Raw genomic sequence first — 23,619 nt, 5'->3', positions numbered from 1 at the left:
CCGCACACTCACAAGGACGTGAACCTCCATGCGCAAGACCGCCAGATACGCCTCGCTCGCCGTCTCCGGCCTGCTGGCCCTCTCCTCGCTCACCGCCTGCGCCAATGACGCGGCGAGCAGCACCTCGGCCGCCGGCGGCAAGGGCGACGGCAAGGGCACGAAGGTCAAGATCATGGTCGGTGGCCTGGACAAGGTCATCTATCTGCCGGCCATGCTCACCCAGCGCCTGGGCTACTTCGGCGCCGAGGGCCTCGACGTGGAACTGCTCAGCGAGCCCGCCGGCGTCCAGGCCGAGACCGCGCTGGTCTCCGGCCAGGTCCAGGGCGCCGTCGGCTTCTACGACCACACCCTCGACCTGCAGACGAAGGGCAAGGAGGTGGAGTCCGTCGTGCAGTTCTCGCACGCCCCCGGCGAGGTGGAGGTGGTCTCGAGCAAGAGCGCGGGGGACGTCACCTCGCCGAAGGACTTCAAGGGCAGGAAGCTCGGCGTCACGGGTCTCGGATCGTCGACCGACTTCCTCACCAAGTACCTCGCGGTCAAGAACGGCGTGAACGTCAGCGAGTTCACCCCGGTCGCCGTGGGCGCCGGCCCCACCTTCATCGCGGCGCTGCAGCAGGGCTCGATCGACGCCGGTATGACCACCGACCCGACCGTCGCCACCATCCTGGACAAGAAGGCCGGGAAGATCCTCCTCGACATGCGCACCCCCGAGGGCTCCCAGGAGGCGCTGGGCGGGCCGTACCCGTCGTCCAGCCTGTACATGCAGACGGAGTGGGTGAACAGCCACAAGGACACCGTCCAGAAGCTGGCCAACGCCTTCGTCAAGACGCTCAAGTGGATGTCCACCCACAGCGCCGCCGACATCGCCGCCAAGATGCCCGCCGACTACTCCCAGGGCGACAAGGCGCTCTACGCGGACGCCATCAAGAGCACGCTGCCGATGTTCACCAAGGACGGCGTGATGCCGGCGAACGGCCCCGAGACCGTCGAGAAGGTCCTCAAGGCGTTCAACCCCAACATCAAGAACGCCAAGGTGGACCTGAAGAAGACGTACACCACCGAGTTCGTCGAGGCCGCCAAGTAGCGTCCGCGACCGACCCGCTCAGGCGCGGGCCGCCCACACGTAACGGTGTTCCGGGCGGCCCGCGTCGCCGTACCTCAGGGTCAGCCGGGCCCGTCCGGTCCGCTCCAGGAGCTTGAGGTAACGCTGGGCGGTCTGCCGGCTCACTCCGGTCAGCTCGGCGATCTCCTGCGCGGACAGGGCGCCTTCGGCCTGCACCAGGGCCCGGCGCACCAGCTCGGCCGTGGTGGGGGAGTGCCCCTTGGGCAGCCCGGGCTCCGACGGCACGGACAGGGCGCCGAAGATGCGGTCCACCTCGGCCTGTTCGGCCTCACCCCCGCCGTCCAGCTTGCGGCGCAGCACGGCGTACGCCTCCAGCTTGGCGCGCAGTCCCGCGAACGCGAACGGCTTCACCAGGTACTGCAGGGCACCGTGCCGCATGGCCGCCTGGACGGTCGAGACGTCCCGCGCGGCCGTCACCATGATGACGTCGGTCTGGTGGCCGCGCCGGCGCATCTCCCGGACGACCGCGAGCCCGGTGTCGTCCGGCAGGTAGTGGTCCATGAGGACCAGGTCGAGCCGGGGCAGCGAGTCCAGCCGGCGCAGCGCCTCGGCCGCGTTGTGCGCCTCGCCGGCCACGTGGAAGCCGGGCACCTTCTCGACGTAGGCGGCGTTGACCCGGGCGACGCGGATGTCGTCGTCCACGACCAGGACCTCGATCACCGTGCCTCCTCCGCGGCCTGGGCCGGCACCCCGGCCGTGCCCGCCTCCGACGTGTCCGTCCCGCCGGGCGCGGGTTCCTCCTCCGGCCCGCCGAGCGCGTCGGTCAGCGCCTCGGGCAGTACGACGGTGAACTCCGCGCCGCCGCCGTCCGCCGTGCCCACCGTCGCTCCGCCGCCCTGCCGTTCGGCGAGCCGGCGCACCAGCGGCAGGCCCAGGCCCCGCTTGCCGTGCGCGGGCGGCTTCTTGGTCGACCACCCGTCGGTGAAGACCAGCTCCCGCTGGTCCGCCGGGATGCCGGGCCCGGTGTCGCGCACCCTGAGCACGACCGTGCGGCCCTCGGTGCGCAACTCGACCTCCACGCGCGCGTGCGGGGTGCCCGCGACCGCGTCCAGCGCGTTGTCCACCAGGTTCCCCACGACCGTCACCAGTCCCCGCGGGTCGACGAGCCGGTCCGGGAGCCGGGTGCGTTCCGACACCCACAGGGCGACGCCGCGCTCGGCGGCGACGGTCGCCTTGCCGACCAGCAGGGCGGCCAGCAGCGGATCCTGGATCTTCTCCGTGACCTGCTCGGCGGTGACCCGGTGGTCCCCGACCACCTCGCCGACGAACTCCACGGCGTCGTCGTACATCTCCAGCTCCAGCAGGCCGAGCAGGGTGTGCATGCGGTTGGCGTGTTCGTGGTCCTGCGCGCGCAGCGCGTCGATCAGACCGCGGGTTGAGTCGAGTTCACGGCCCAGTTGCTCCAGCTCCGTGCGGTCGCGCAGGGTGGCCACGGCGCCCCCGTCATCGGTGGGCATGCGGTTGGCGACCAGGACGCGCTGCCCGCGCACGGTCAGCAGATCGGTGCCGGTCACCCGGCCGGCCAGGACGGCGGCTGTGCGGCCCTCGCCCAGTGCCTCGTCCAGCGACTTGCCGACGGCCTCGTCACCGATCCCGAGCAGCCGCCGCGCCTCGTCGTTCAGCAGGCGGATGCGGCCGCCGCGGTCGAGGGCGACCACGCCTTCCCGGATGCCGTGCAGCATCGCCTCGCGCTCGGCGAGCAGCGCCGATATGTCGGAGAAGGCCAGGTCGCGGGTCTGGCGCTGCACCCGGCGGGAGATCAGCCAGGCGGCCAGCGCGCCCACCGCGAGGGCTCCGCCCGCGTACGCGAGCAGCCCCGGTATCGCGGCGAGCAGGCGGGCGCGCACGCTGTCGTAGGCGATGCCGACCGACACCGCCCCGATGATCCGGTGGTCGGCGTCGTACAGCGGCACCTTCCCGCGCGCGGAGCGGCCCAGGGTGCCCCGGTCGATCTCCATGACATCGCGGCCGCCCAGCGCGTCCCGGGGATCGGTGGAGACGCGCTGGCCGATCCGCTCGGGCGTGGGGTGCGACCAGCGCACCCAGTGGCGGTCCAGCACCACGATGTACTCGGCGTTGGTGGCGTGCCGGATCCGCTCGGCCTTCTCCTGCACCGGGCCGTTCCGGCTCGGCGGGGTGGTCAGCACGCCCTCGGCGATCTCCGGGTCCTGCGCCGTGGTCTGGGCGATGGCCAGCGCCCGGCGCATCGCCTCCTGGTCCAGCTGCTTGCTGAGCGGTGCCAGGAACAGCCCCGTCGCGAGCACCGCGACTCCCGCGGCGATCGCCACCTGCATTAGCAGCACCTGCGAGAACACCCGCCGGGGCAGGCCGAGGCGCAGGCGGCGTACGGGGAGACTGGGGCTCATGCCCAAGACGGTACGTGGGCGAGCCTGGCCGCCCCCAGCGGGTGTGGCACGGATCTCCCGCCCTCTTCCGCGCGGGGCCGGTGACGCCGGGTCTCAGCTCGCCAGCGCGGTCGTCCCGAGCTCGCGCACCGCGACCACGTCCATGCGCGCCGGCGCGCCGAGCACCTCGGCGCCGCAGCTCTCGGGGCGCGGCGGCAGCGACGCGCCCTGCGCCACCGAGACGCGCCAGCGGCGGCCGTCGGCGTGCGCGACGGTGACCTGCCAGCGGGGCGCCCTGCCCTCGGTCCGCACGACCCTCAGCGCGCCGGCCCGGCGGACCCCCGCCACCGAACGCACGGCCAGCTCGGCGGTCTGGCCCGGCCGTTCCCAGGCGGAGCACCCGCGGCAGCCCTCCAGCACCACGCTCCCCTCCCGCACGCCCCGCAGGGCCGCCTCGACCGTGTCCGCCTCCACCCGGCCGTAGGAGTAGCCGTACGGCAGCACGAGCACCGTCGGGGAGAAACGGTGACCACCCAGATGGGTGACCTCCCAGACGCCCCGCACGCCGGAGGCGGCCAGCTCCGCCGCCAGCGGACGGCCGAGGAGGGCGCAGCAGCGGTCACGCTTGCCGTTGGTGCAGACGAGGGCGAGCGGGTCGCCGGTGTGCGGCGCGCCGCCGAGCGCGGTGCCGAAGGAGCGGTGGTCGCCGGCGCCGAGCGCGGCGAGGTCGAGGTCCAGCAGACGGCGCGGGTCGTCGGCGGTGGCGCTGTGCAGCCATACGTTCCCGGGGACGGTGTGGGCCGCGTACACCTGCCGCGGTTCCGGGGTGCCGGGGTCGGCGTGCCGGCCGGGGCGCCGGATGAGCGCGACGCGGACGCCGGTCCCCTCGGCGGCGGCCTCCAGCGCGCGGCCGAGCGCGGGGTCGAGATGGCTCGAAGTGAGCGCCTTGGCGCCCCAGGGCCCGGACTGCTCCAGCAGCAGCCACGTCGTCGCCGTGGCGGCCGTGGCGGACACGGGCTCGTCGAGACTCCGGGAGACGGTCGCACACCTACTCACAGAGGTGAGCCTAACCTGACTCTCCCTGGGGCGACTTCCGGCCGGGCCCCGTGTCCGCCGAGCCGCAGGCACGGACGGCCTCCTACGGCAGGGGCTGCGGGGGACGCGGGCCGACGTAGTGACCGCTCGGGCGCATGCGCAGCGGGCGTTCGCCGTACTCCTCCAGGGCGTGGGCGATCCAGCCCGCGGTACGGGCGACCGCGAAGATGGTCTCCCCGGCGGTGGCGGGCATGCCGCTGGAGACGGTGAACACCGCGAGCGCGAGGTCGACGTTGGCGTGCAGCGGAGCGTGCCGCGCGGTGGTGGCGACGACGTCGCGCGCGGCGAGGAGCGCGGGCTCCGCCTGCGGCACCTGCTCCAGCAGTGCGAACAGCACGCGCGCGCGGGGGTCTTCGCCGGTGTAGAGCGGGTGGCCCAGCCCGGGGACACGGCGCCCGGCCCGCAGCTCGTCCGCGATCACCGGGACCGCGGTGCCCTGGTCAAGGACGTCGAGCAGCATCCGGTGGGCGAGACCGCTCGCGGCGCCGTGCAGCGGGCCCTCCAGGACGCCGAGCCCCGCCGACACGGCCGCGTACGCGTGCGCGCGGGCCGAGGCGGCGACCCGCACCGCGAGCGTGGAGGCGGCCAGGTCGTGATCGGCGAGGAGGGCGAGGGCGGTGTCCAGGACGCGCAGCGAGGCGTCGTCGGGGCGGCGGCCGGTCAGGCGGCCCCACAGGCGGTGAGCCAGCGGGCCGCCGTCCTCGTGGTCGTGCCGGACGGGCGGCAGCGCGGCCACGAGCGTGGGGATGAGGATGCGCCCGGTACCCAGCACGCTCTCCTCGGAGAGGTCGAAGCGCAGCGGGTCCTCGGCCGCCGCGGCGATGGCCGCCACCCGCAGCCGGTCGGCCGGTGAGGTGTGCCCCGGGAGGGCGTTCACGGCGCGGCGGGCGACCTCGACGGTGGTCCCGGGTGCGGTGAAGGCCGTGCCCGGCGTCAGCCGGCCCGTCCACAGCCACTCCGCGACCTCCTCGTAGGAGTGCCGTGCGGCCAGCTCCGTGGCGTCCACGCCGCGGAAGTAGTAGCGGTCCTCCTCGATGAGGGTGATGCGGGTCCGTACGGACAGGTCGCCTCCGGAGCCCGGACTCCCCGCGGCCTCCCGGCGGTTGCGCCGGGCGAGCGCCTCGACGTCCTTCGCGTCGAAGGTGCTGGCGCGGCCGCCGGGTTCGCGTCTGCTGCTCAGCAGGCCGCGGCTCACGTAGGCGTACACCGTCTCCGGCTTCACGCCGAGCAGTTCGGCGGTCTCCCTGGTGCTCAGCCTTCGTCCGGGACGCCGGTCGTGAGCGGGTTCGTGATCGCGCATGGAGGCCACCGTAGCTGTCTCTTCATACCTTGATCGGTACATGTTGACAGAATCAATATTGACACGGATTAAGTCAAGCATGGACAGTCGGATCGAGACCAAGGAGGAGACACCATGTCCGTCAACAGGACCGCACCCCGGGTCGAGGTACCGCGTGGCCTCGCGGGGGTCGTCGTCACCGACACCCGGGTCGGGGATGTCCGGGGTATCGAGGGCTTCTACCACTACCGGCAGTACTCGGCCGTCGAGCTCGCGCGGACCCGCGGTTTCGAGGACGTCTGGCACCTCCTGGTGCACGGTGCCCTGCCGGAGCCCGAGCGAGCCGCGTCCTTCGCCGCCGAGACCGCGAAGCTGCGCCGGCTGCCCGCGGAGGTCGGCGCGGCCCTGCCCGCCGTCGCGGCGGCCGGCCGCGGCTCCGGGCCGCTGGCCGGTCTGCGCACCGCGCTCTCGCTGCTGGGAGCCGCCCGCGGGTTCCGCCCGGTCTACGACACGGACCCGGAGCAGCGGCGTGCCGACACGATCGCCGCCTGCGCGGCCGTGCCCACGCTGCTGACCGCGCTCCACCGGCTCGGGCGGGGCCTGGAGCCGGTGGAGCCCCGCGAGGACCTGCCGTACGGGGCGAACTACCTGTACATGCTCACCGGCGAGGAGCCGGACCCGCGGCGGGCCCGGGCCGTCGAGCAATACCTCATCTCAACGATCGACCACGGCTTCAACGCGTCGACGTTCACCGCACGGGTGATCGCCTCCACGGGCGCCGATGTGGCGGCCTGTCTCGCGGGAGCCGTGGGCGCCCTGTCCGGGCCGTTGCACGGCGGGGCGCCGAGCCGCGCGCTCGACACCCTGGACGCCATCGGAACGCCGGACCGGGCCGACGCATGGATCAGGGAGCGGGTCCTCGCCGGTGACCGCGTGATGGGCTTCGGCCACGCGGTCTACCGCACGGAGGACCCCCGTTCCCGGATGCTGCGGGAGATCGCCCTCGGCTTCGGCGGCCCGCGCGTCGACCTGGCCGTCGAGGTCGAGAAGCACGTCGAGGCGGTTCTGGCCGAGCTGAAACCGGGCCGCGAACTGCACACCAACGTCGAGTACTACGCGGGCGTGGTCATGGAACTGTGCGGCCTGCCCCGGGAGATGTTCACCCCCACCTTCGCGGCCGCCCGGGTGGTGGGCTGGAGCGCCAACGTCCTGGAGCAGGCGGCGGATCCGAAGATCATCCGGCCGGTCGCCCGGTACGTCGGTCCGGAGCCGCCGGTCGCGGTGCCGCCGGCGGCCTGAGACGACGAGGACACCCCGCGGCCCTCGGCCCACCCCTGGCCGCCCCGGGCCGAGCCCGGCACCCCGCGGCCGCCGGACCGGCGGGGAGGGCGCCGTGGGTTCGGCATCGTCCGGACGGGAGGCCTCAGGCGTCCGGGATGTCGGCCTTCGCGCGCAGCAGCGTCTCGCGGTCGATCACCACGATGCGCTCGTGGTCGGCACGTGCCGCGTCGGCGGGCAGCTCGGCGTCGAGCTGGGCCGTCCGGTCGGTGCCGATCACGGCGAAACTGCCGTCCTGCAGTTCAAAGATGTCCGGGCAGGTCTGCCCGTTGACGCTGCCTCTGTCACGAGGTGGGACACCGATGCGGCGCACGATCTTCAAGTGGATCCCGGTCCTTGGTTGGTTCATGGTCAGTGGCTGCCCCCGGCCGGCCGCCGGAAGGGGTGCGCCCGGGGCGGCGAGGACGTGGAAAGGCCTGCTGGAGAGGCGAGCGGGGTGTGCGCCAGGCAGGTGGGGACAACCTAGCCGCACTGATCGCGCTCCGGCGACGGACTTCGACCGCCGAACGAGTGAATCCGGGTGAATGATGTCGTGAGAACGCGGGGTGACACCGTGTCAGTCGTCGTCGGTGCCGCCCACCACCCACCACTCGTCCGTGTCCGCGTCGTCCAGCTCGGCCAGCAGGTCGTCGGTCATGCGGCCGATCCGGGCCTCCTCCGAGTCGGGCGGCAGGGTCGCACGGTGATGGCGGGTGGCCTCCCAGTAGGCGCGCATCGTCCGGCTCTGGAAGAGACCCCGCAGGTGCCCGCGCAGTTCGGCCGCGCCGAACAGACCGATCCGGTGGCCGTGCACGGCGTGCACGTACAGGGTGTTGGCGAACAGGTACTGCTTCTGGACCTCGGGCGGCAGGTCGCCCTCGTAGGCGTCCAGCAGGGGCAGCAGATCCCGGTCCTCCATCGCGGTCAGCAGCAGCCGCCGGTGTTCCCGCTGGTACTCGACGCGGTCCTCGTGCCGGGAGGCCTCCCGGCGCTGTTCCTCGAGGGCGTCCAGACGGCGCAGCACCTCGACGCCGGCGCGGGAGAGGGCGTCCACGGCCCGGCGGTGGACGAGGAACGAGGTCACGGTGCCGGCCACCGAGAGCGCGAGGGCGGCCGCCATGCGCGACGGCCCCTGGGAACCAAAAAATTGTGTGGCCATGTCAACCCCCGAATCAGGCGGCCGTCCGCCGGTCGTCGGAGTGCGGGTCGACGGTAGGGGACCGGCGAGCTAAGGGCGGCGCTTGCCGTCTCCCAGAGTGCCGAGCGGCTCTGACCGGCGGGGAGGCGGAGAGAAGGCGCACGGAGGGATGCGAGGGTCGCACACTCCGGCGCCTTGTCCAACGTGTGCCCGGCGCGGCCTGCCGACAATCGTTCACTTCGCCGGGTTTCAGCCCGCTCGTATCCTGGTCGCCCAGTCAGTTTCCGTCCGCGCGCCGGGCCACGATCCGGCGTGCGCGTCCGCGTGAGAGAGGTCGCCCGTTGGGGAACAGCCCGGCGAACAGCCGCAGCCCGCAGCAGATCCCGGTGGTCGTGCTCGCCGGATTCCTGGGCTCCGGCAAGACCACGCTCCTCAACCACCTGCTGCACCACAGCGGAGGCAGCCGCATCGGGGCGATCGTCAACGACTTCGGCGCCATCGAGATCGACGCGATGGCGGTGGCCGGCGCCCTCGGCGACTCGACCGTCTCGCTCGGCAACGGCTGCCTGTGCTGTGCCGTCGACGCGAGCGAACTCGACGTCTACCTGGACCGGCTGGCCGCGCCCGCCGCCGGCGTCGACGTCATCGTCATCGAGGCCAGTGGACTCGCCGAGCCGCAGGAACTGGTGCGGATGGTGCTGGCCAGCGAGCACCCGGGGATCGTCTACGGCGGCCTCGTCGAGGTCGTCGACGCCGCCGAGTTCGACGACACCCGCACCAGGCACCCGGAGATCGACCGGCATCTGGCCCTGGCCGACCTGGTCGTGGTCAACAAGCTGGACCGGGCTCCGGACGCCGGCCGGGTGCTCGCGCTGGTCCGCTCGCTCACCGACCGGGCCGCGGTCCTCCCCGCCACCTACGGCCGTGTCGACCCGGAGTTCCTCTTCGACTGCCGGCCGAGCGAGGAGCGCATCGGCCAGCTCTCCTTCGACGACCTGCACGAGCACCGCGACGACGACCACGCCGGCCACCTGCACACCGGCTACGACAGCCTGTCCTTCGCCTCCGGGCCGCCGATGGACCCCCGCCGGCTGATGCGCTTCCTGGACAGCCGCCCCGAGGGGCTCTACCGGATCAAGGGATACGTCGACTTCGGGCCGTACGACCCCCTCAACCGGTACGCCGTGCACGCCGTGGGCCGGTTCCTGCGCTTTCGGCCCGAGCCCTGGCCGGCGGCCGGCTCCCGCCGCACCCAGCTCGTGCTGATCGGCTCGGGCATCGACGCGGACGCCCTCCACAAGGAACTCGAGGCGTGCGGGAACGACGCCCCGCACGCCGACGAGCACGGCATGTGGGGCGTCCTGCGCTACGTGCCCGGCTCCGAGGAGGAGCCGGGCACGGAGACCTACGGGGCGTAGCGGCCGCGGGGCGCGCGGGCGGGCGCCCTACGCCACCGGTCCCGCGACCACCGCCACCGTCTTCGGCAGCGACGTGCCCGAGCCGTCGCGGCGCGGGTCCGGCTCCGGGAGCTGCACCGGGGTGCCGTTCTTCTGCGCCGCCCGCGCCGGGACGGGGCCCGCCCAGGCCAGCGACAGGCAGTCCTCGCCCTTCAGGAACCGCTGGCAGCGCACGCCGCCGGTGGCGCGGCCCTTGCGCGGGTACTGGTCGAACGGGGTCAGCTTGGCCGTCGTCTGCACCGAGTCGTCCAGCGTGCCGCGCGAGCCCGCCACCGTGAAGACCGCCGCGTCGACGGCCGGGTCGACCGCCGTGAACGAGATGACCTTGGCGCCCTCGGCCAGCTTGATGCCCGCGATGCCGCCGGCCGGCCGGCCCTGCGGGCGCACGGCGGACGCCTGGAAGCGCAGAAGCTGCGCGTCGTCCGTGATGAACACCAGGTCCTCCTCGCCGGTGCGCAGCTCCACCGCGCCGACGATCCGGTCGCCCTCCTTGAGCGTGATGACCTCCAACTCGTCCTTGTTGGACGGGTAGTCGGGCACCACGCGCTTGACGACACCCTGCGCCGTGCCGAGCGCGAGGCCCGGGGACGACTCGTCCAGCGTGGCCAGGCAGACCACCGTCTCGTCGTCCTCCAGGGAGACGAACTCCGCCAGCGGCGCCCCTCCGGACAGGTTCGCCGTCGCGGCCGCGGGCAGCTGCGGAAGGTCGACGACGTTGATCCGCAGCAGCCGGCCCGCAGAGGTCACCGCGCCGATCTCGCCGCGCGCCGTGGCGGGGACCACCGAGAGGATCACGTCGTGCTTCACGCGCTTGGCGCCGGCCGCCTCCGCGAACGGCTCGTCGGACGCCGTACGGGCCAGCAGACCCGTCGAGGACAGCATCACCCGGCACGGGTCGTCGGCGACCTGGAGCGGCACCGCGGCCACCGGCGTGCCCGCGGACTCCAGCAGGACCGTGCGTCGGTCGGTGCCGAACTTCTTGGACACGGCGGCCAGTTCGGCCGAGACCAGCTTGCGCAGCTCCGCGTCCGACTCCAGGATCCGGGTCAGCTCCTCGATCTCCGCGGTGAGCTTGTCCTTCTCCGCCTCCAGCTCGATGCGGTCGTACTTGGTGAGCCGGCGCAGCGGCGTGTCGAGGATGTACTGCGTCTGGACGTCGCTCAGCGAGAACCGCTCCATCAGGCGCTGCTTGGCCTGCGCGGAGTTCTCGCTGGACCGGATCAGCCGGATGACCTCGTCGATGTCGACCAGGGCGGTGAGCAGGCCCTCGACCAGGTGCAGCCGGTCGCGCTTCTTGCCGCGGCGGAACTCGCTGCGGCGCCGGACCACGTCGAAACGGTGGTCGAGGTAGACCTCCAGCAGCTCCTTCAGACCCAGCGTGAGCGGCTGGCCGTCGACCAGCGCGACGTTGTTGATGCCGAAGGACTCCTCCATCGGCGTCAGCTTGTAGAGCTGCTCCAGGATCGCCTCCGGCACGAAGCCGTTCTTGATCTCGATGACCAGGCGCAGCCCGTGCTCACGGTCGGTGAGGTCCTTGACGTCGGCGATGCCCTGGACCTTCTTCGAGTTGACCAGGTCCTTGATCTTGGCGATGACCTTCTCCGGGCCGACCGCGAAGGGCAGCTCGGTGACGACGAGGCCCTTGCGGCGGGCGGTCACGGTATCGACGGCGACCGTCGCCCGGATCTTGAACGTGCCGCGTCCCGACGCGTACGCGTCCCGGATGCCGTCCAGGCCGACGATTCGGCCGCCGGTGGGCAGGTCGGGGCCCGGGACGTGCTTCATCAGCGCGTCCAGGTCCGCGTTCGGGTACCTGATCAGATGGCGGGCCGCCGCCACGACCTCGCGCAGGTTGTGCGGCGGCATGTTCGTCGCCATGCCGACCGCGATGCCCGAGGAACCGTTGACCAGCAGGTTCGGGAAGGCGGCCGGCAGCGCCACCGGCTCCTGCTCCTGGCCGTCGTAGTTGGGCGCGAAGTCGACCGTGTCCTCGTCGATCGACTCGGTCATCAGGCTCGTCGCCTCGGTCATGCGGCACTCGGTGTACCGCATGGCGGCCGGCGGGTCGTCGTTGCCCAGCGAGCCGAAGTTGCCGTGGCCGTCGACCAGCGGGACGCGCATCGAGAACGGCTGCGCCATGCGCACCAGGGCGTCGTAGATCGAGGAGTCGCCGTGCGGGTGCAGCTTGCCCATGACCTCGCCGACGACGCGGGCGCACTTCACGTAGCTCCGGTCAGGGCGCAGGCCCATCTCGTTCATCTGGTAGACGATCCGGCGGTGCACGGGCTTGAGTCCGTCACGGGCGTCCGGCAGGGCGCGCGAGTAGATGACCGAGTACGCGTACTCGAGGTAGGAGCCACGCATCTCGTCCACGACGTCGATGTCGAGGATCCTCTCCTCGTACGAATCGTCGGGCGGCGGGGTCTTCGTGCTGCGGCGGGCCATCGCTGCCGGCTCCTCCAGATTTCTGTTCGCTCGCGGTTGACGGACCTGACGCGGACCATTGTGGACCGCGGCACTGACAACCCGGGCCGCGACCCGGTCCCCCGCGGTCTCGCCCGGTGCCGGGAAGCCGTCCCACGGCACGCGGGACGCAGGCTACGCGATCCGCTGTGGGCGTACGTCCGGCGGGAACTTCGCCGAGGCCGCGCACGCTTGCATACAGTGGCAGGACCGGCAGGAAAACCGCGGTTTCCATCAACCGCCTCCGCTCGCGAAGGGACGTACATGCCCATGGGTCACACGACCACAGCCGAGGCAGGCTCCGGGGGCCTGACAGCGACCGAGCACCGCCTGGCCAACGGTCTTCGCGTGGTGCTCTCCGAGGACCACCTGACTCCGGTGGCGGCGGTCTGCCTGTGGTACGACGTCGGCTCCCGCCACGAAGTCAAGGGGCGTACCGGCCTGGCTCACCTCTTCGAGCACCTGATGTTCCAGGGTTCGGCGCAGGTGACGGGCAACGGCCACTTCGAACTGGTGCAGGGCGCCGGCGGCTCGCTGAACGGCACCACGAGCTTCGAGCGCACCAACTACTTCGAGACCATGCCGGCCCACCAGCTCGAGCTCGCGCTCTGGCTCGAGGCCGACCGCATGGGCTCCCTGCTGGCCGCCCTGGACGAGGAGTCCATGGAGAACCAGCGGGACGTCGTCAAGAACGAGCGCCGCCAGCGCTACGACAACGTCCCCTACGGCACCGCCTTCGAGAAGCTGACCGCCCTGGTCTACCCGGAGGGCCACCCCTACCACCACACGCCGATCGGCTCGATGGCGGACCTGGACGCGGCCACCCTGGAGGACGCGCGTCAGTTCTTCCGCACCTACTACGCGCCCAACAACGCGGTGCTGTCCGTGGTCGGCGACATCGATCCGAAGCAGACCCTCGCCTGGATCGAGAAGTACTTCGGCTCCATCCCCGGCCACGACGGCAAGCCCGCGCCCCGCGACGGCTCGCTGCCGGAGGTCGTCGGCGGCCAGCTCCGCGAGGTCGTCGAGGAGGAGGTCCCGGCGCGCGCCCTGATGGCCGCCTACCGGCTCCCGCACGACGGCACCCGCGAGGCGGACGCGGCGGACCTGGCCCTGACCGTCCTCGGCGGCGGCGAGTCCTCCCGGCTCTACAACCGGCTGGTGCGCCGCGACCGTACGGCCGTCGCGGCCGGCTTCGGCCTGCTGCGGCTGGCCGGCGCGCCCTCGCTCGGCTGGCTGGACGTGAAGACCTCCGGCGACGTCGAGGTGCCGGTGATCGAGGCCGCGATCGACGAGGAGCTGGCCCGGTTCGCCGAGGAGGGCCCCACGCCCGAGGAGATGGAGCGCGCCCAGGCCCAGCTCGAGCGCGAGTGGCTGGACCGGCTGGGCACGGTCGCCGGCCGCGCGGACGAACTGTGCCGGTTCGCCGTCCTGTTCGGCGACCCGCAGCTCGCCCTGACGGCCGTCGAGCGCGTCCTGGAGGTGACCCCCGAGCAGGTGCAGGCGGTCGCCAAGGCGCGCCTGCGCCCGGACAACCGCGCCGTCCTCGTGTACGAGCCCAAGTCCCCGGAGACCGTCGAGGACGCACGCGTCCCCGAGGACCCGGAGGCGGAGGCGACCGTGGAGGGCCGACACGACAACGAGGAGACGGCCAAGTGAGCGAGCTCGCCCCGATGGACTTCCACCCCCAGCCGCAGCCGGGCGAGGCCAGGCCCTGGGCGTTCCCGGCCCCCGAGCGCGGCACGCTGGACAACGGCCTGACCGTGCTGCGGTGCCACCGCCCCGGCCAGCAGGTCGTCGCCGTCGAGGTGCTGCTCGACGCGCCCCTGGACGCCGAGCCGGCCGGTCTGGACGGCGTCGCCACGATCATGGCGCGGGCCTTCTCCGAGGGCACCGACAAGCACTCGGCCGAGGAGTACGCCGCCGAGCTGGAGCGGGCCGGCGCCACGCTCGACGCGCACGCCGACCACCCCGGCGTCCGGCTCAGCCTCGAGGTGCCGGCCTCCCGCCTGGCCAAGGGACTCGGCCTGCTCGCCGACGCCCTGCGCGCCCCCGCCTTCGCCGCGAGCGAGGTCGAACGGCTGGTGCGCAACCGGCTGGACGAGATCCCGCACGAGCTGGCCAACCCCTCGCGCCGGGCCGCGAAGGAGCTCTCCAAGGAGCTGTTCCCGGCCACCTCGCGCATGTCGCGGCCGCGCCAGGGCACCGAGGAGACGGTCGAGAAGATCGACGCGGCCGCGGTGCGCGCCTTCTACGACCGGCACGTGCGCCCCGCCACGGCGACCGTCGTCGTGGTCGGCGACCTCACCGGCACCGACCTGGACGCCCTGCTCGCCGACACCCTGGGCGCCTGGTCCGGCACCGCCGCCGAGCCGCGTCCGGTGCCGCCGGTGACCGCCGACGACACCGGCCGTGTCGTCATCGTCGACCGGCCCGGCGCCGTCCAGACGCAGCTGCTCATCGGCCGCATCGGCCCCGACCGGCACGACCGGGTATGGCCCGCCCAGGTGCTCGGCACCTACTGCCTCGGCGGCACGCTCACCTCGCGGCTGGACCGCGTCCTGCGCGAGGAGAAGGGCTACACCTACGGCGTGCGCGCCTTCGGGCAGGTCCTGCGGTCGGCCCCGGACGGCACCGGCGCCGCGATGCTCGCCATCAGCGGCTCCGTCGACACCCCGAACACCGGTCCGGCGCTCGACGACCTGTGGAAGGTGCTGCGCACCCTCGCGGCCGAGGGCCTGACCGACGCCGAGCGGGACGTCGCCGTGCAGAACCTGGTCGGCGTGGCGCCGCTGAAGTACGAGACCGCGGCGGCCGTCGCGAGCACCCTGGCCGACCAGGTCGAGCAGCACCTGCCCGACGACTTCCAGGCGACGCTGTATCAGCAGCTCGCGGCCACCGGCACCGTGGAGGCCACCGCGGCGGTCGTCAGCGCCTTCCCGGTGGACGGCCTGGTGACCGTCCTCGTCGGTGACGCGTCGCAGATCAAGGAGCCCGTGCGGGCGCTCGGCATCGGCGAAGTCACCGTCGTCGCCGCCGAGTAGCGCCGGACGCTCACACGCGCGCGGGGGACCCGGCGGCCGACGTGCCGTCAGGTCCCCTTCGTGTACGCGGCCCTTCCCGAAGCGGGTGAGCCGCCTTTGTTCGAATGTCCGAATTGAGGCGGAGGTTGCCTGTCTGCCCTGTGGGATGCGCTACAAAAGCCCGGATCCGTTTGGGCGCCGGAGACCGGGCCGCTTAGCGTCTTCCGGGCTGTCCGTCAGGCACTGCGCCGCACCCGCGGCACCGGACAGTCATCGCCGAGTCCCCGCACGGCGCGAGCCAGGGGAGCCGGGGACCCATCGTGATCCCTGGGGTGAATCGGACGCCCGCGCGCGAGCGAGGGGGTCCGTAGGAGACCTTCCTGCTCCGAACCCGTCAGCTAACCCGGTAGGCGAGAGGGAAGGAAAGGACCAGCCACTTCATGGCGTTCATGTGCGCCTCCGGGAAGCACCGCAAGCCCGGCCGCGTCAAGCGCACCACCGCTCAGGCGGCGGGTGTCGCCGCCCTCACCACCACCGGTGTCATCGGCACCCTCGCCGCCTCCCCGGCGTTCGCCGCGGAGAAGCCGGTCGAGCAGAGCGGCCTCACCCCGGTCATCACCGTCAGCGACCAGGTCGCCGCGCAGATCGACGAGCAGGCCATCGCCCAGACCCAGGCCGCCGAGCAGAAGGCGGCCGAGGAGGCCGCCGCCAAGGCGGCCGTCGAGGAGGCGAAGAAGGAGCGCGCGGCTGCCGCGCGCGCCGCCCGTGAGGCCGAGCGCAAGCGCCTGAACGCGTTCGTCGCCCCGATCGTGCACTCGTTCGTCTCCACGGCCTACCAGGCCAGCAGCTCCCTGTGGTCGTCCGGCTCGCACACGGGCATCGACTTCCACGCCGCCAGCGGCACCTCGGTGCACGCGGTCGGCGCCGGCACCGTCGTCTCCACCGGCTGGGGCGGGGCGTACGGCAACCAGATCGTGATTCGGATGGCGGACGGCATGTACACCCAGTACGGCCACCTGTCGTCCATCGGCGTCACGGTGGGACAGAAGGTGACCCCCGGCCAGCAGATCGCCCTGTCCGGCGCGACCGGCAACGTCACCGGCCCGCACCTGCACTTCGAGGCCCGCACCTCCCCCGAGTACGGCTCCGACGTGGACCCCGTCGCCTATCTCCGCGAGCACGGCGTGCACGTCTGACCGCTCCCCGCGCGCAACCGAAAGCCCCGGCTCCCCGAGCCGGGGCTTTCGCCGTTTTCCACGGAACCCACGGGACCCGCTGTCCAAAAAACAGGCATGGATTCCGGCCCGCCGTCGGAAATTCCACGGCATTGGAATAGAGTCACAGGTCAACACGTCCATCGTCGGCGTTTCACGGGGATTCAAGGCGGAGGTCGGTCATGCGTATTCCGGCGCACTCGGTGTGCACCGCGATCCGGGACGACATCGTCGCCGGCGTCCACGAGCGCGGCGGCCGGCTCACCGAGGAGGTCCTGGCCCGCCGCTACGGCGTCTCGCGCGTCCCTGTCCGCGAGGCCCTGCGCACCCTGGAGGCGGAGGGCTTCGTGGTGACGCGCAGGCACGCGGGCGCGTGTGTGGCCGAGCCGACCGAGCAGGAGGCCGCCGACCTGCTGGAGATGCGCGTGCTGCTGGAGCCGCTCGGCGCCTCCCGGGCCGCCCAGCGGCGCACCGAGGCCCATCTGAAGGTGCTGCGCGGCCTGGTCAGGCTGGGTCAGGAGCGGGCCAGGCGGGGCAACAGCGAGGATCTGCGCGCGCTGGGCGGCTGGTTCCACGAGACGCTCGCCCAGGCCTCGGGCAGCCCCTCGCTGGCGTCGGCGCTGACGCAGTTGCGGCACAAGATCGCCTGGATGTACGCGGTGGCCGCCCCGCCGAGCCCGGTGGACCTGTGGGCCGAGCACGGCGCGATCGCGGACGCGGTGGCGCGCGGCGACGTCGAACGCGCGCGTGCGATCACGGCCCTGCACACCGAGCGGACGACGGCCGCGCACCGGCTGCGCTTTTCCGGGGGCGGGGCCGGCCCTGACCGTGTGAGGACTTCGCAACATGCTGTAAACATGTCGGGCCCACGGCATTAACACGGGCACCGTATACAAAGAGGAGGTAATTCGGCGGCGGGTATTTCTCGCTGCCCGCATTTCCCGCTCCTCCTGAATGCCCGGTGAAATGCCGGAGCCGTGCCACCCGTAAAGGGCGGCACGGCTCCGGAATTGTCGGCGAGCCGGCGGTCAGACCGTCTCGGGCAGCTCCTCAAGGCCCTCGGCGACCAGCTTGGCCAGCCGGTCCAGGGCGACGTCCGCGCCCTCGGCGTCGGAGGCGAGGACGATCTCCTCCCCGCCCTGGGCGCCCAGACCCAGGACGGCCAGCATGGAGGCCGCGTTGACGGGGTCGCCCCCGGCCTTGGCGATCGTCACCGGGACGCCTGTGGCCGTGGCGGCTCGGACGAAGATGGAGGCGGGGCGGGCGTGGAGGCCCTCGGCCCAGCCGATGTTGACGCGGCGCTCAGCCATGTGTTGCTGCCCTTCGGTGTTCAGGTTGTCTAGACCAGTTTCCCATATCGCGAAGCATGCCCCGCGCGGTCCCGTGCCCCGCCGGGGTGTGCCGCCGGACCGCGGCCTCGGTCCGGCTGTCGTCCCCCACAGACTGCCTCGCGACGCTGTCCGACGCGAGCCGTACCCTGGGGCCCATGCAGAGCCCGGCGGACCGGCAGGACCGGCACGAGTACCCCGCTCACTGGGAGGCGGACGTGGTGCTGCGCGACGGGGGTACCGCGCGCATCAGGCCCATCACCGTCGATGACGCCGACCGCCTGGTCAGTTTCTACGAGCAGGTCTCGGACGAGTCCAAGTACTACCGCTTCTTCGCGCCGTACCCACGCCTGTCCGCCAAGGACGTCCACCGCTTCACGCACCACGACTTCGTGGACCGGGTGGGACTCGCGGCCACCGTCGGCGGCGAGTTCATCGCCACCGTACGCTACGACCGCATCGGCACCGACGGCATGCCAGCCTCCGCGCCCGCCGACGAGGCCGAGGTCGCCTTCCTGGTCCAGGACGCCCACCAGGGCCGCGGGGTCGCCTCCGCGCTGCTGGAGCACGTCGCGGCCGTCGCCCGCGAGCGGGGCATCCGCCGCTTCGCCGCCGAGGTGCTGCCCGCCAACACCAAGATGATCAAGGTGTTCACGGACGCCGGGTACACCCAGAAGCGCAGCTTCGAGGACGGCGTCGTACGCCTGGAGCTGGACCTCGAGCCCACCGACCGCTCGGTCGCCGTCCAGCTCGCGCGCGAGCAGCGCGCCGAGGCGCGCTCGGTGCGCCGGCTGCTGGCGCCCGGCTCCGTCGCCGTCGTCGGCGTCGGCCGCGCGCCCGGCGGAGTCGGCCGCAGCGTCCTCGGCAACATCCGCGAGGCCGGCTACCCGGGCCGGCTGCACGCCGTCAACAAGGCGTTCCCCGAGGACGTCCAGGACGTCGACGGGGTGCCCGCGCACCGCTCGGTGCGGGAGATCGCTGAGCCCGTGGACCTCGCCGTCGTCGCCGTCCCGGCCGAGCACGTGCCCGCGGTCGTCGACGAGTGCGGGGCACACGGGGTGCAGGGGCTCGTGGTGCTGTCCGCCGGGTACGCCGAGAGCGGGCCCGAGGGGCGCGAGCGGCAGCGGGCCCTGGTGCGGCAGGCGCGCGCGTACGGCATGCGGATCATCGGCCCCAACGCCTTCGGGGTCATCAACACCGCGCCCGGCGTCCGGCTGAACGCCTCACTGGCCCCCGAGATGCCCCGGCCCGGCCGCATCGGGCTGTTCTCCCAGTCCGGCGCCATCGGCATCGCCCTGCTGTCCCGGCTGCACCGGCGCGGGGGAGGGGTCACGGGCGTCACGGGCGTCTCCACCTTCGTGTCGGCCGGCAACCGGGCCGACGTCTCCGGCAACGACGTCCTCCAGTACTGGTACGACGACCCCGACACCGACGTGGTCCTCATGTACCTGGAGACCATCGGCAACCCCCGCAAGTTCAACCGCCTCGCCCGGCGCACGGCGGCGGCCAAACCGCTGGTCGTGGTGCAGAGCGCGGGATCCGCGCCGCAGGGCCACGCGGTACGGGCCACGCGGCTGCCGCACGCGACCGTGTCCGCGCTGCTCCGGCAGGCCGGCGTCATCCGGGTCGACACGATCACCGAACTGGTCGACGCGGGCCTGCTGCTGGCCCGGCAGCCGCTGCCCGCCGGACCCCGGGTGGCCATCCTCGGCAACTCCGAGTCGCTGGGCCTGCTGACGTACGACCGCTGCCTCGCGGAGGGACTGCGGCCCTCGCCGCCGCTGGACCTGACGACCGGCGCGACGGCGGAAGACTTCCACCGCGCGCTGTCCCGGGCGCTGGCCGACGACACGTGCGACGCGGTCGTGGTCACGGCGATCCCCGCGATCGGGGAGGGCTCGCCGGGCGACGCGGAACTGGCGGAGGCGCTGCGGTCGGCGGCGGCCGGGGCGCCCGGCAAGCCCGTGCTGGTGGTGCACGTGGAACTCGGGGGGCTCGCGCAGGCGTTGTCGGCCGCGGCGAGCACGGCCCCGCAGGCGCCCGGCGCCACCAGCGCCCCGCCCCGGTCCACCCCGGCACCCGGCACCCCGGACGGCACCGGCCCGTCCCGCCCCGAGCACCGGCCACCGGCCCCGGGGCCCGCCGCGTCCGAGACGCCCGCCGCGCCTGCGGTGCCCGCTGCGTCCGAGACGCCCGCCGCGGCACAGGTGCTCACCGCTGCCGAGGCGCCGGCCGCTCCGGAGGCGCCGGCCCCTCCGCCGGGGGACGGCAGCCGCCTCATCCCCGCCTACCCGGCCGCCGAGCGCGCCGTCCGCGCCCTCGCCGAAGTGGTGAAGTACGGACAGTGGCGCCGCGACGCCACCGACCCCGGCAAGGTCCCGGAGTACGACGACATCGACGAGAAGGGCGCCGCCGAACTGATCGGCGTCCTGCTCGAACGCGGCCAGGGGCTCACCCTCGGCGAGGCGGAGACCTGCGAGCTGCTCGGCAAGTACGGCATCCCGGTCCGCCGCTCCCTGCCCGCGCCCACCCCGGACGCGGCCGCCGAGGCCGCCCGCACCCTCGGCTACCCGGTGGCCCTCAAGGCCACCGCCCCGCACCTGCGACACCGGGCCGACCTCGGCGGGGTACGCCTCGACCTCGCGGACGAGGAGCAGCTGCGCCGCTCGTACGCGGAGCTGACCGGGCTGTTCGGCAAGCCCGACGAGCTGCGGCCGGTGGTGCAGGGCATGGCGCCCAGGGGCGTCGACACGGTGGTACGCGCGGTGATCGACCCGGCGGCCGGCGCCGTGCTGTCCTTCGGGCTCGCCGGCCCCGCCTCGCAACTGCTCGACGACACCGCGCACCGTCTGGTCCCGGTCACCGACCGGGGGGCGACCTCGCTGGTGCGCTCCATCCGCACCGCGCCGCTGCTGTTCGGCTGGCGCGGCTCCGCACCCGTGGACACCCCCGCGCTCGAGCGGCTGCTGCTGCGCGTGTCCCGGCTGGTGGACGACCACCCCGAGGTGGTCGCCGTCACCCTGGAGCCCGTCGTCGTCGCCCAGCGGGGCGTGAGCGTCCTCGGCGCCACCGTCCGTCTCGCGCCGCCACCCGCCCGCGACGACCACGGCCCGCGCACCATGCCGGCGTACTGAGCGGGGAAGCGCCCGGGCCCGTCGGACGGGGGAGCGCCCGGGCCCGCCGGACGGGAAGTGTCCGGGCCGCCCGCCGGGGTCCGTGGCACGGCGCCCGCGCGCGGGCGGGCCGGGCAGTCGCGGGTGGCGGCGACTGGCCCGGACCGCCCTTGCCCACGGATTAGGATGGACGCCATGGCCAAGACCAGTACGACGACCCAGGGGCTGCGCGCGGCGATCGAGCGCAGCGGCTACTACCCGGCCCTCGTGGCCGAGGCGGTGGAGGCCGCAGTGGGCGGCGAACCCATCCGGTCGTACCTGGTCCACCAGGAGACGACGTTCGACCAGAACGAGGTCCGCCGGCACGTGACCGTGCTGGTCCTCACCGGCAACCGCTTCATCGTCAGCCACACCGACGAGCAGGCCGCCGACAGCACCTCCCCGACGCCGTACGCCACCACCTCCACGGAGTCCGTGAAGCTCGGCCGGATCTCGTCCGTCGTGGTCAGCCGGGTGGTCGCCAACCCGGAGCAGTACAAGCCGGGCACCCTGCCCCGCGAGATCGTGCTGACCATCGGCTGGGGCGCGGTCAGCCGCATCGACCTGGAGCCCGCCGCCTGCGGCGACCCCAACTGCGAGGCCGACCACGGCTACACGGGCAGCTCCACGGCGGACGACCTCAGCCTGCGGGTGAGCGAGGCCGGCGACGGCCCCGAGACGGTGCGCCAGGCGCTCGCCTTCGCACAGGCCATCTCCGAGGCGACCGCGGACACCACGCGCTGATGGCGCAGCTCTCCGCCTGGGACCACCCGGAGCCCCTCGCCCTGGACACCGCGCCGCTGCCCCAGTACGGCAGCGGCTCGCTCGCCGACCTGCTGCCCACCCTGGCCGCGGGCCTCGGCGTCCCCGGCATGACCGCCACGATCGGGGAACTGACCCCGGCCGACCGGGTCTGCGTCTTCCTGGTCGACGGACTCGGCTGGGAGCAGCTCAGGGCGCACCCCGAGGAGGCGCCCTTCCTCAACTCGCTGCTCGGCAGCTCGCGCGGCGGCACCGGCCGCCCGCTCACCGCCGGCTACCCGGCCACCACCGCGACCTCCCTGGCCTCCGTCGGCACCGGCCTGCCGCCCGGCGCGCACGGCCTGCCCGGCTACACCGTGCGCAACCCCGACACCGGCGAGCTGATGAACCAGCTCCGCTGGCAGCCCTGGGCCCCGCCGCGCCTCTGGCAGCCGTACCCCACGGTGTTCCAACTGGCCCACGACGCCGGTGTGCACGCCGCCCAGGTGTCCTCGCCCACCTTCGCGAGCACCCCGCTGACCAAGGTCGCGCTGAGCGGCGGCACCTTCCACGGCAGGCTCACCGGCGAGGACCGCATGGACCTCGCGGCCGGGCAACTGGCCGCCGGCGACCGCTCGCTGGTGTACACCTACTACGCCGAGCTGGACGGCGCCGGACACCGCTACGGCGTCGCCTCCGACACCTGGCGCGGCCAGCTCATGAACGTCGACCGGCTCGCCCAGCGCCTCGCCGAGCAGCTCCCGCCGCGCAGCGCCCTGTACGTCACCGCCGACCACGGCATGGTCGACGTGCCGTTCGACGAGGAGCACCGGATCGACTTCGACGAGGACTGGGAGCTGGGCGCCGGCGTCGCCCTGCTCGGCGGCGAGGGCCGGGCGCGGCACGTGTACGCGGTGCCGGGCGCCGAGGCCGACGTGCTGACCGTCTGGCGCGAGGTGCTCGGCGAGCAGTTCTGGGTGGCCTCGCGGGACGAGGCGATCGAGGCCGGCTGGTTCGGGCCGCGCGTCGACGAGCGCGTGTACGCGCGGCTCGGCGACGTGATCGCGGCCGCGCACGACGACGTCCTGGTCATCGCCTCCCGGCGGGAGCCCAAGGAATCGGCGCTGGTCGGCAACCACGGCTCGATGACCCCCGCCGAGCAGCTCGTCCCGCTGCTCGAAGTACGCTCCTGAACCCCCCCGCCCGACCTCGCCGAAAGGTGCTCATCCCCTCATGCCCGAGCTGGTGTTCTTCTCCGGAACCATGGACTGCGGGAAGTCGACCCTGGCTCTGCAGATCGAGCACAACCGCTCCACGCGCGGCCTCGCCGGCGTGATCTTCACCCGGGACGACCGCGCGGGCGAGGGCAAGCTGTCCTCCCGGCTGGGCCTGGTCACCGATGCGGTGGAGGTCGAGGACGGCCAGGACCTGTACGCCTACCTCGTCGACCACCTCTCCCAGGGCGGCCGGGCGGACTACGTCATCGCGGACGAGGCGCAGTTCCTCGCGCCGGAGCAGATCGACCAGCTCGCGCGCGTGGTGGACGACCTCGGCCTGGACGTCTACGCGTTCGGCATCACCACCGACTTCCGCTCCAAGCTCTTCCCCGGCTCCCAGCGCCTCGTCGAACTGGCCGACCGCATAGAGGTGCTCCAGGTCGAGGCGCTGTGCTGGTGCGGCGCCCGCGCCACCCACAACGCCCGCACGGTCGGCGGCGAGATGGTCGTGGAGGGCGCCCAGGTGGTCGTCGGCGACGTCAACCACGCGGCGGGCGAGATCGGCTACGAGGTGCTGTGCCGCCGCCACCACCGCCGCCGCATGACCGCCGCGACCTCCCGCGCGGCGGCCCTGTCCCCGGACGTGCTGCCGGTGTCCCCGGCCTGACACCGTCGCGGAGGCGCAGCCGTTCGGCGCCGTGCCTCCCCGTCGGCCTGGGAGCCGTCC

General features: G+C 73.2%; 19 protein-coding genes and 1 riboswitch. Of the genes, 11 read left to right on the top strand and 8 right to left on the bottom strand.

Features of this window, described 5'->3' with window-relative positions:
• The first annotated feature begins 28 nt into the window (after positions 1-28).
• The gene (locus TNCT1_RS26950; protein ID WP_143636757.1) at positions 29-1,084 is read left to right on the top strand and encodes an ABC transporter substrate-binding protein; all 1,056 of its coding nucleotides are present in this window, start codon (positions 29-31) and stop codon (positions 1,082-1,084) included.
• Positions 1,085-1,102: 18 nt separating this feature from the next.
• Here the strand turns inward: TNCT1_RS26950 and TNCT1_RS26945 are convergent, their stop codons facing one another.
• The 4 genes from TNCT1_RS26945 to TNCT1_RS26930 form a co-directional block, all read right to left on the bottom strand.
• Complete coding sequence (locus tag TNCT1_RS26945) at positions 1,103-1,783, bottom strand: response regulator (protein ID WP_143636755.1); 681 nt, start codon at positions 1,781-1,783, stop codon at positions 1,103-1,105.
• The gene (locus TNCT1_RS26940; protein WP_143636753.1) at positions 1,780-3,489 is read right to left on the bottom strand and encodes a sensor histidine kinase; all 1,710 of its coding nucleotides are present in this window, start codon (positions 3,487-3,489) and stop codon (positions 1,780-1,782) included. The genes TNCT1_RS26945 and TNCT1_RS26940 overlap by 4 nt, the downstream gene beginning before the upstream one ends.
• A 93-nt stretch (positions 3,490-3,582) precedes the next feature.
• Positions 3,583-4,524, bottom strand: coding sequence for a sucrase ferredoxin (locus TNCT1_RS26935; RefSeq protein ID WP_143636751.1), 942 nt, complete (start codon positions 4,522-4,524; stop codon positions 3,583-3,585).
• Between the two features lie 82 nt (positions 4,525-4,606).
• A complete protein-coding gene (locus TNCT1_RS26930; protein WP_143636749.1) occupies positions 4,607-5,863 on the bottom strand; it encodes a citrate synthase in 1,257 nt (418 codons plus the stop codon).
• A gap of 114 nt (positions 5,864-5,977) precedes the next feature.
• On the opposite strand from TNCT1_RS26930, the gene TNCT1_RS26925 reads away from it, so the two are divergent.
• Positions 5,978-7,141, top strand: coding sequence for a citrate synthase/methylcitrate synthase (locus TNCT1_RS26925; RefSeq protein WP_143636747.1), 1,164 nt, complete (start codon positions 5,978-5,980; stop codon positions 7,139-7,141).
• A 124-nt stretch (positions 7,142-7,265) separates the two neighbouring features.
• Here TNCT1_RS26925 and TNCT1_RS26920 read toward each other — a convergent pair whose 3' ends face one another.
• Together TNCT1_RS26920 and TNCT1_RS36435 are read right to left on the bottom strand one after the other, a co-directional pair.
• Positions 7,266-7,502: a hypothetical protein gene (locus TNCT1_RS26920; protein ID WP_143637101.1), complete on the bottom strand. Its 237-nt coding sequence runs from the start codon at positions 7,500-7,502 to the stop codon at positions 7,266-7,268.
• Positions 7,503-7,736: 234 nt separating this feature from the next.
• Positions 7,737-8,279 carry a DUF6082 family protein gene (locus TNCT1_RS36435; protein ID WP_235902920.1) on the bottom strand — a complete coding sequence of 181 codons (543 nt, stop codon included), beginning with the start codon at positions 8,277-8,279 and terminating at the stop codon, positions 7,737-7,739.
• A gap of 359 nt (positions 8,280-8,638) precedes the next feature.
• Between TNCT1_RS36435 and TNCT1_RS26910 the strand changes: the two genes are divergently transcribed.
• Entirely contained in the window at positions 8,639-9,715 is a 1,077-nt protein-coding gene (locus tag TNCT1_RS26910; protein ID WP_143636745.1) for a GTP-binding protein, read from the top strand.
• Positions 9,716-9,742: 27 nt separating this feature from the next.
• Here TNCT1_RS26910 and TNCT1_RS26905 read toward each other — a convergent pair whose 3' ends face one another.
• A complete protein-coding gene (locus tag TNCT1_RS26905) occupies positions 9,743-12,199 on the bottom strand; it encodes a DNA topoisomerase (ATP-hydrolyzing) subunit A (protein WP_143636743.1) in 2,457 nt (818 codons plus the stop codon).
• 282 nt (positions 12,200-12,481) lie between these two features.
• Between TNCT1_RS26905 and TNCT1_RS26900 the strand changes: the two genes are divergently transcribed.
• The 4 genes from TNCT1_RS26900 (at position 12,482) to TNCT1_RS26885 (ending at position 17,332) form a co-directional block, all read left to right on the top strand.
• Complete coding sequence (locus tag TNCT1_RS26900) at positions 12,482-13,876, top strand: pitrilysin family protein (protein ID WP_143636741.1); 1,395 nt, start codon at positions 12,482-12,484, stop codon at positions 13,874-13,876.
• Positions 13,873-15,261 carry a pitrilysin family protein gene (locus TNCT1_RS26895; protein ID WP_143636739.1) on the top strand — a complete coding sequence of 463 codons (1,389 nt, stop codon included), beginning with the start codon at positions 13,873-13,875 and terminating at the stop codon, positions 15,259-15,261. Before TNCT1_RS26900 ends, TNCT1_RS26895 begins: the two co-directional genes overlap by 4 nt.
• Before the next feature lie 243 nt (positions 15,262-15,504).
• Positions 15,505-15,668, top strand: a riboswitch (cyclic di-AMP (ydaO/yuaA leader).
• 12 nt (positions 15,669-15,680) lie between these two features.
• A complete protein-coding gene (locus tag TNCT1_RS26890) occupies positions 15,681-16,436 on the top strand; it encodes a M23 family metallopeptidase (RefSeq protein ID WP_143636737.1) in 756 nt (251 codons plus the stop codon).
• A gap of 200 nt (positions 16,437-16,636) precedes the next feature.
• Complete coding sequence (locus tag TNCT1_RS26885; protein ID WP_143636735.1) at positions 16,637-17,332, top strand: GntR family transcriptional regulator; 696 nt, start codon at positions 16,637-16,639, stop codon at positions 17,330-17,332.
• Positions 17,333-17,482: 150 nt separating this feature from the next.
• Here the strand turns inward: TNCT1_RS26885 and TNCT1_RS26880 are convergent, their stop codons facing one another.
• A complete protein-coding gene (locus TNCT1_RS26880) occupies positions 17,483-17,764 on the bottom strand; it encodes an HPr family phosphocarrier protein (protein WP_143636733.1) in 282 nt (93 codons plus the stop codon).
• A gap of 176 nt (positions 17,765-17,940) precedes the next feature.
• On the opposite strand from TNCT1_RS26880, the gene TNCT1_RS26870 reads away from it, so the two are divergent.
• From TNCT1_RS26870 to TNCT1_RS26855, 4 genes are all read left to right on the top strand, one after another.
• Positions 17,941-20,916, top strand: coding sequence for a bifunctional GNAT family N-acetyltransferase/acetate--CoA ligase family protein (locus TNCT1_RS26870; protein WP_143636731.1), 2,976 nt, complete (start codon positions 17,941-17,943; stop codon positions 20,914-20,916).
• Positions 20,917-21,081: 165 nt separating this feature from the next.
• Complete coding sequence (locus tag TNCT1_RS26865) at positions 21,082-21,678, top strand: DUF5998 family protein (RefSeq protein WP_174266469.1); 597 nt, start codon at positions 21,082-21,084, stop codon at positions 21,676-21,678.
• Positions 21,678-22,868: an alkaline phosphatase family protein gene (locus TNCT1_RS26860; protein WP_143636727.1), complete on the top strand. Its 1,191-nt coding sequence runs from the start codon at positions 21,678-21,680 to the stop codon at positions 22,866-22,868. Before TNCT1_RS26865 ends, TNCT1_RS26860 begins: the two co-directional genes overlap by 1 nt.
• Before the next feature lie 40 nt (positions 22,869-22,908).
• Complete coding sequence (locus TNCT1_RS26855) at positions 22,909-23,559, top strand: thymidine kinase (protein WP_143636725.1); 651 nt, start codon at positions 22,909-22,911, stop codon at positions 23,557-23,559.
• Positions 23,560-23,619 lie beyond the last annotated feature (60 nt).

The sequence above is a fragment of the Streptomyces sp. 1-11 genome, assembly GCF_007176755.1.
In the GTDB taxonomy this organism is placed as follows: Bacteria; Actinomycetota; Actinomycetes; order Streptomycetales; family Streptomycetaceae; genus Streptomyces.
This window is presented reverse-complemented; position numbering and strand designations above follow the sequence as displayed.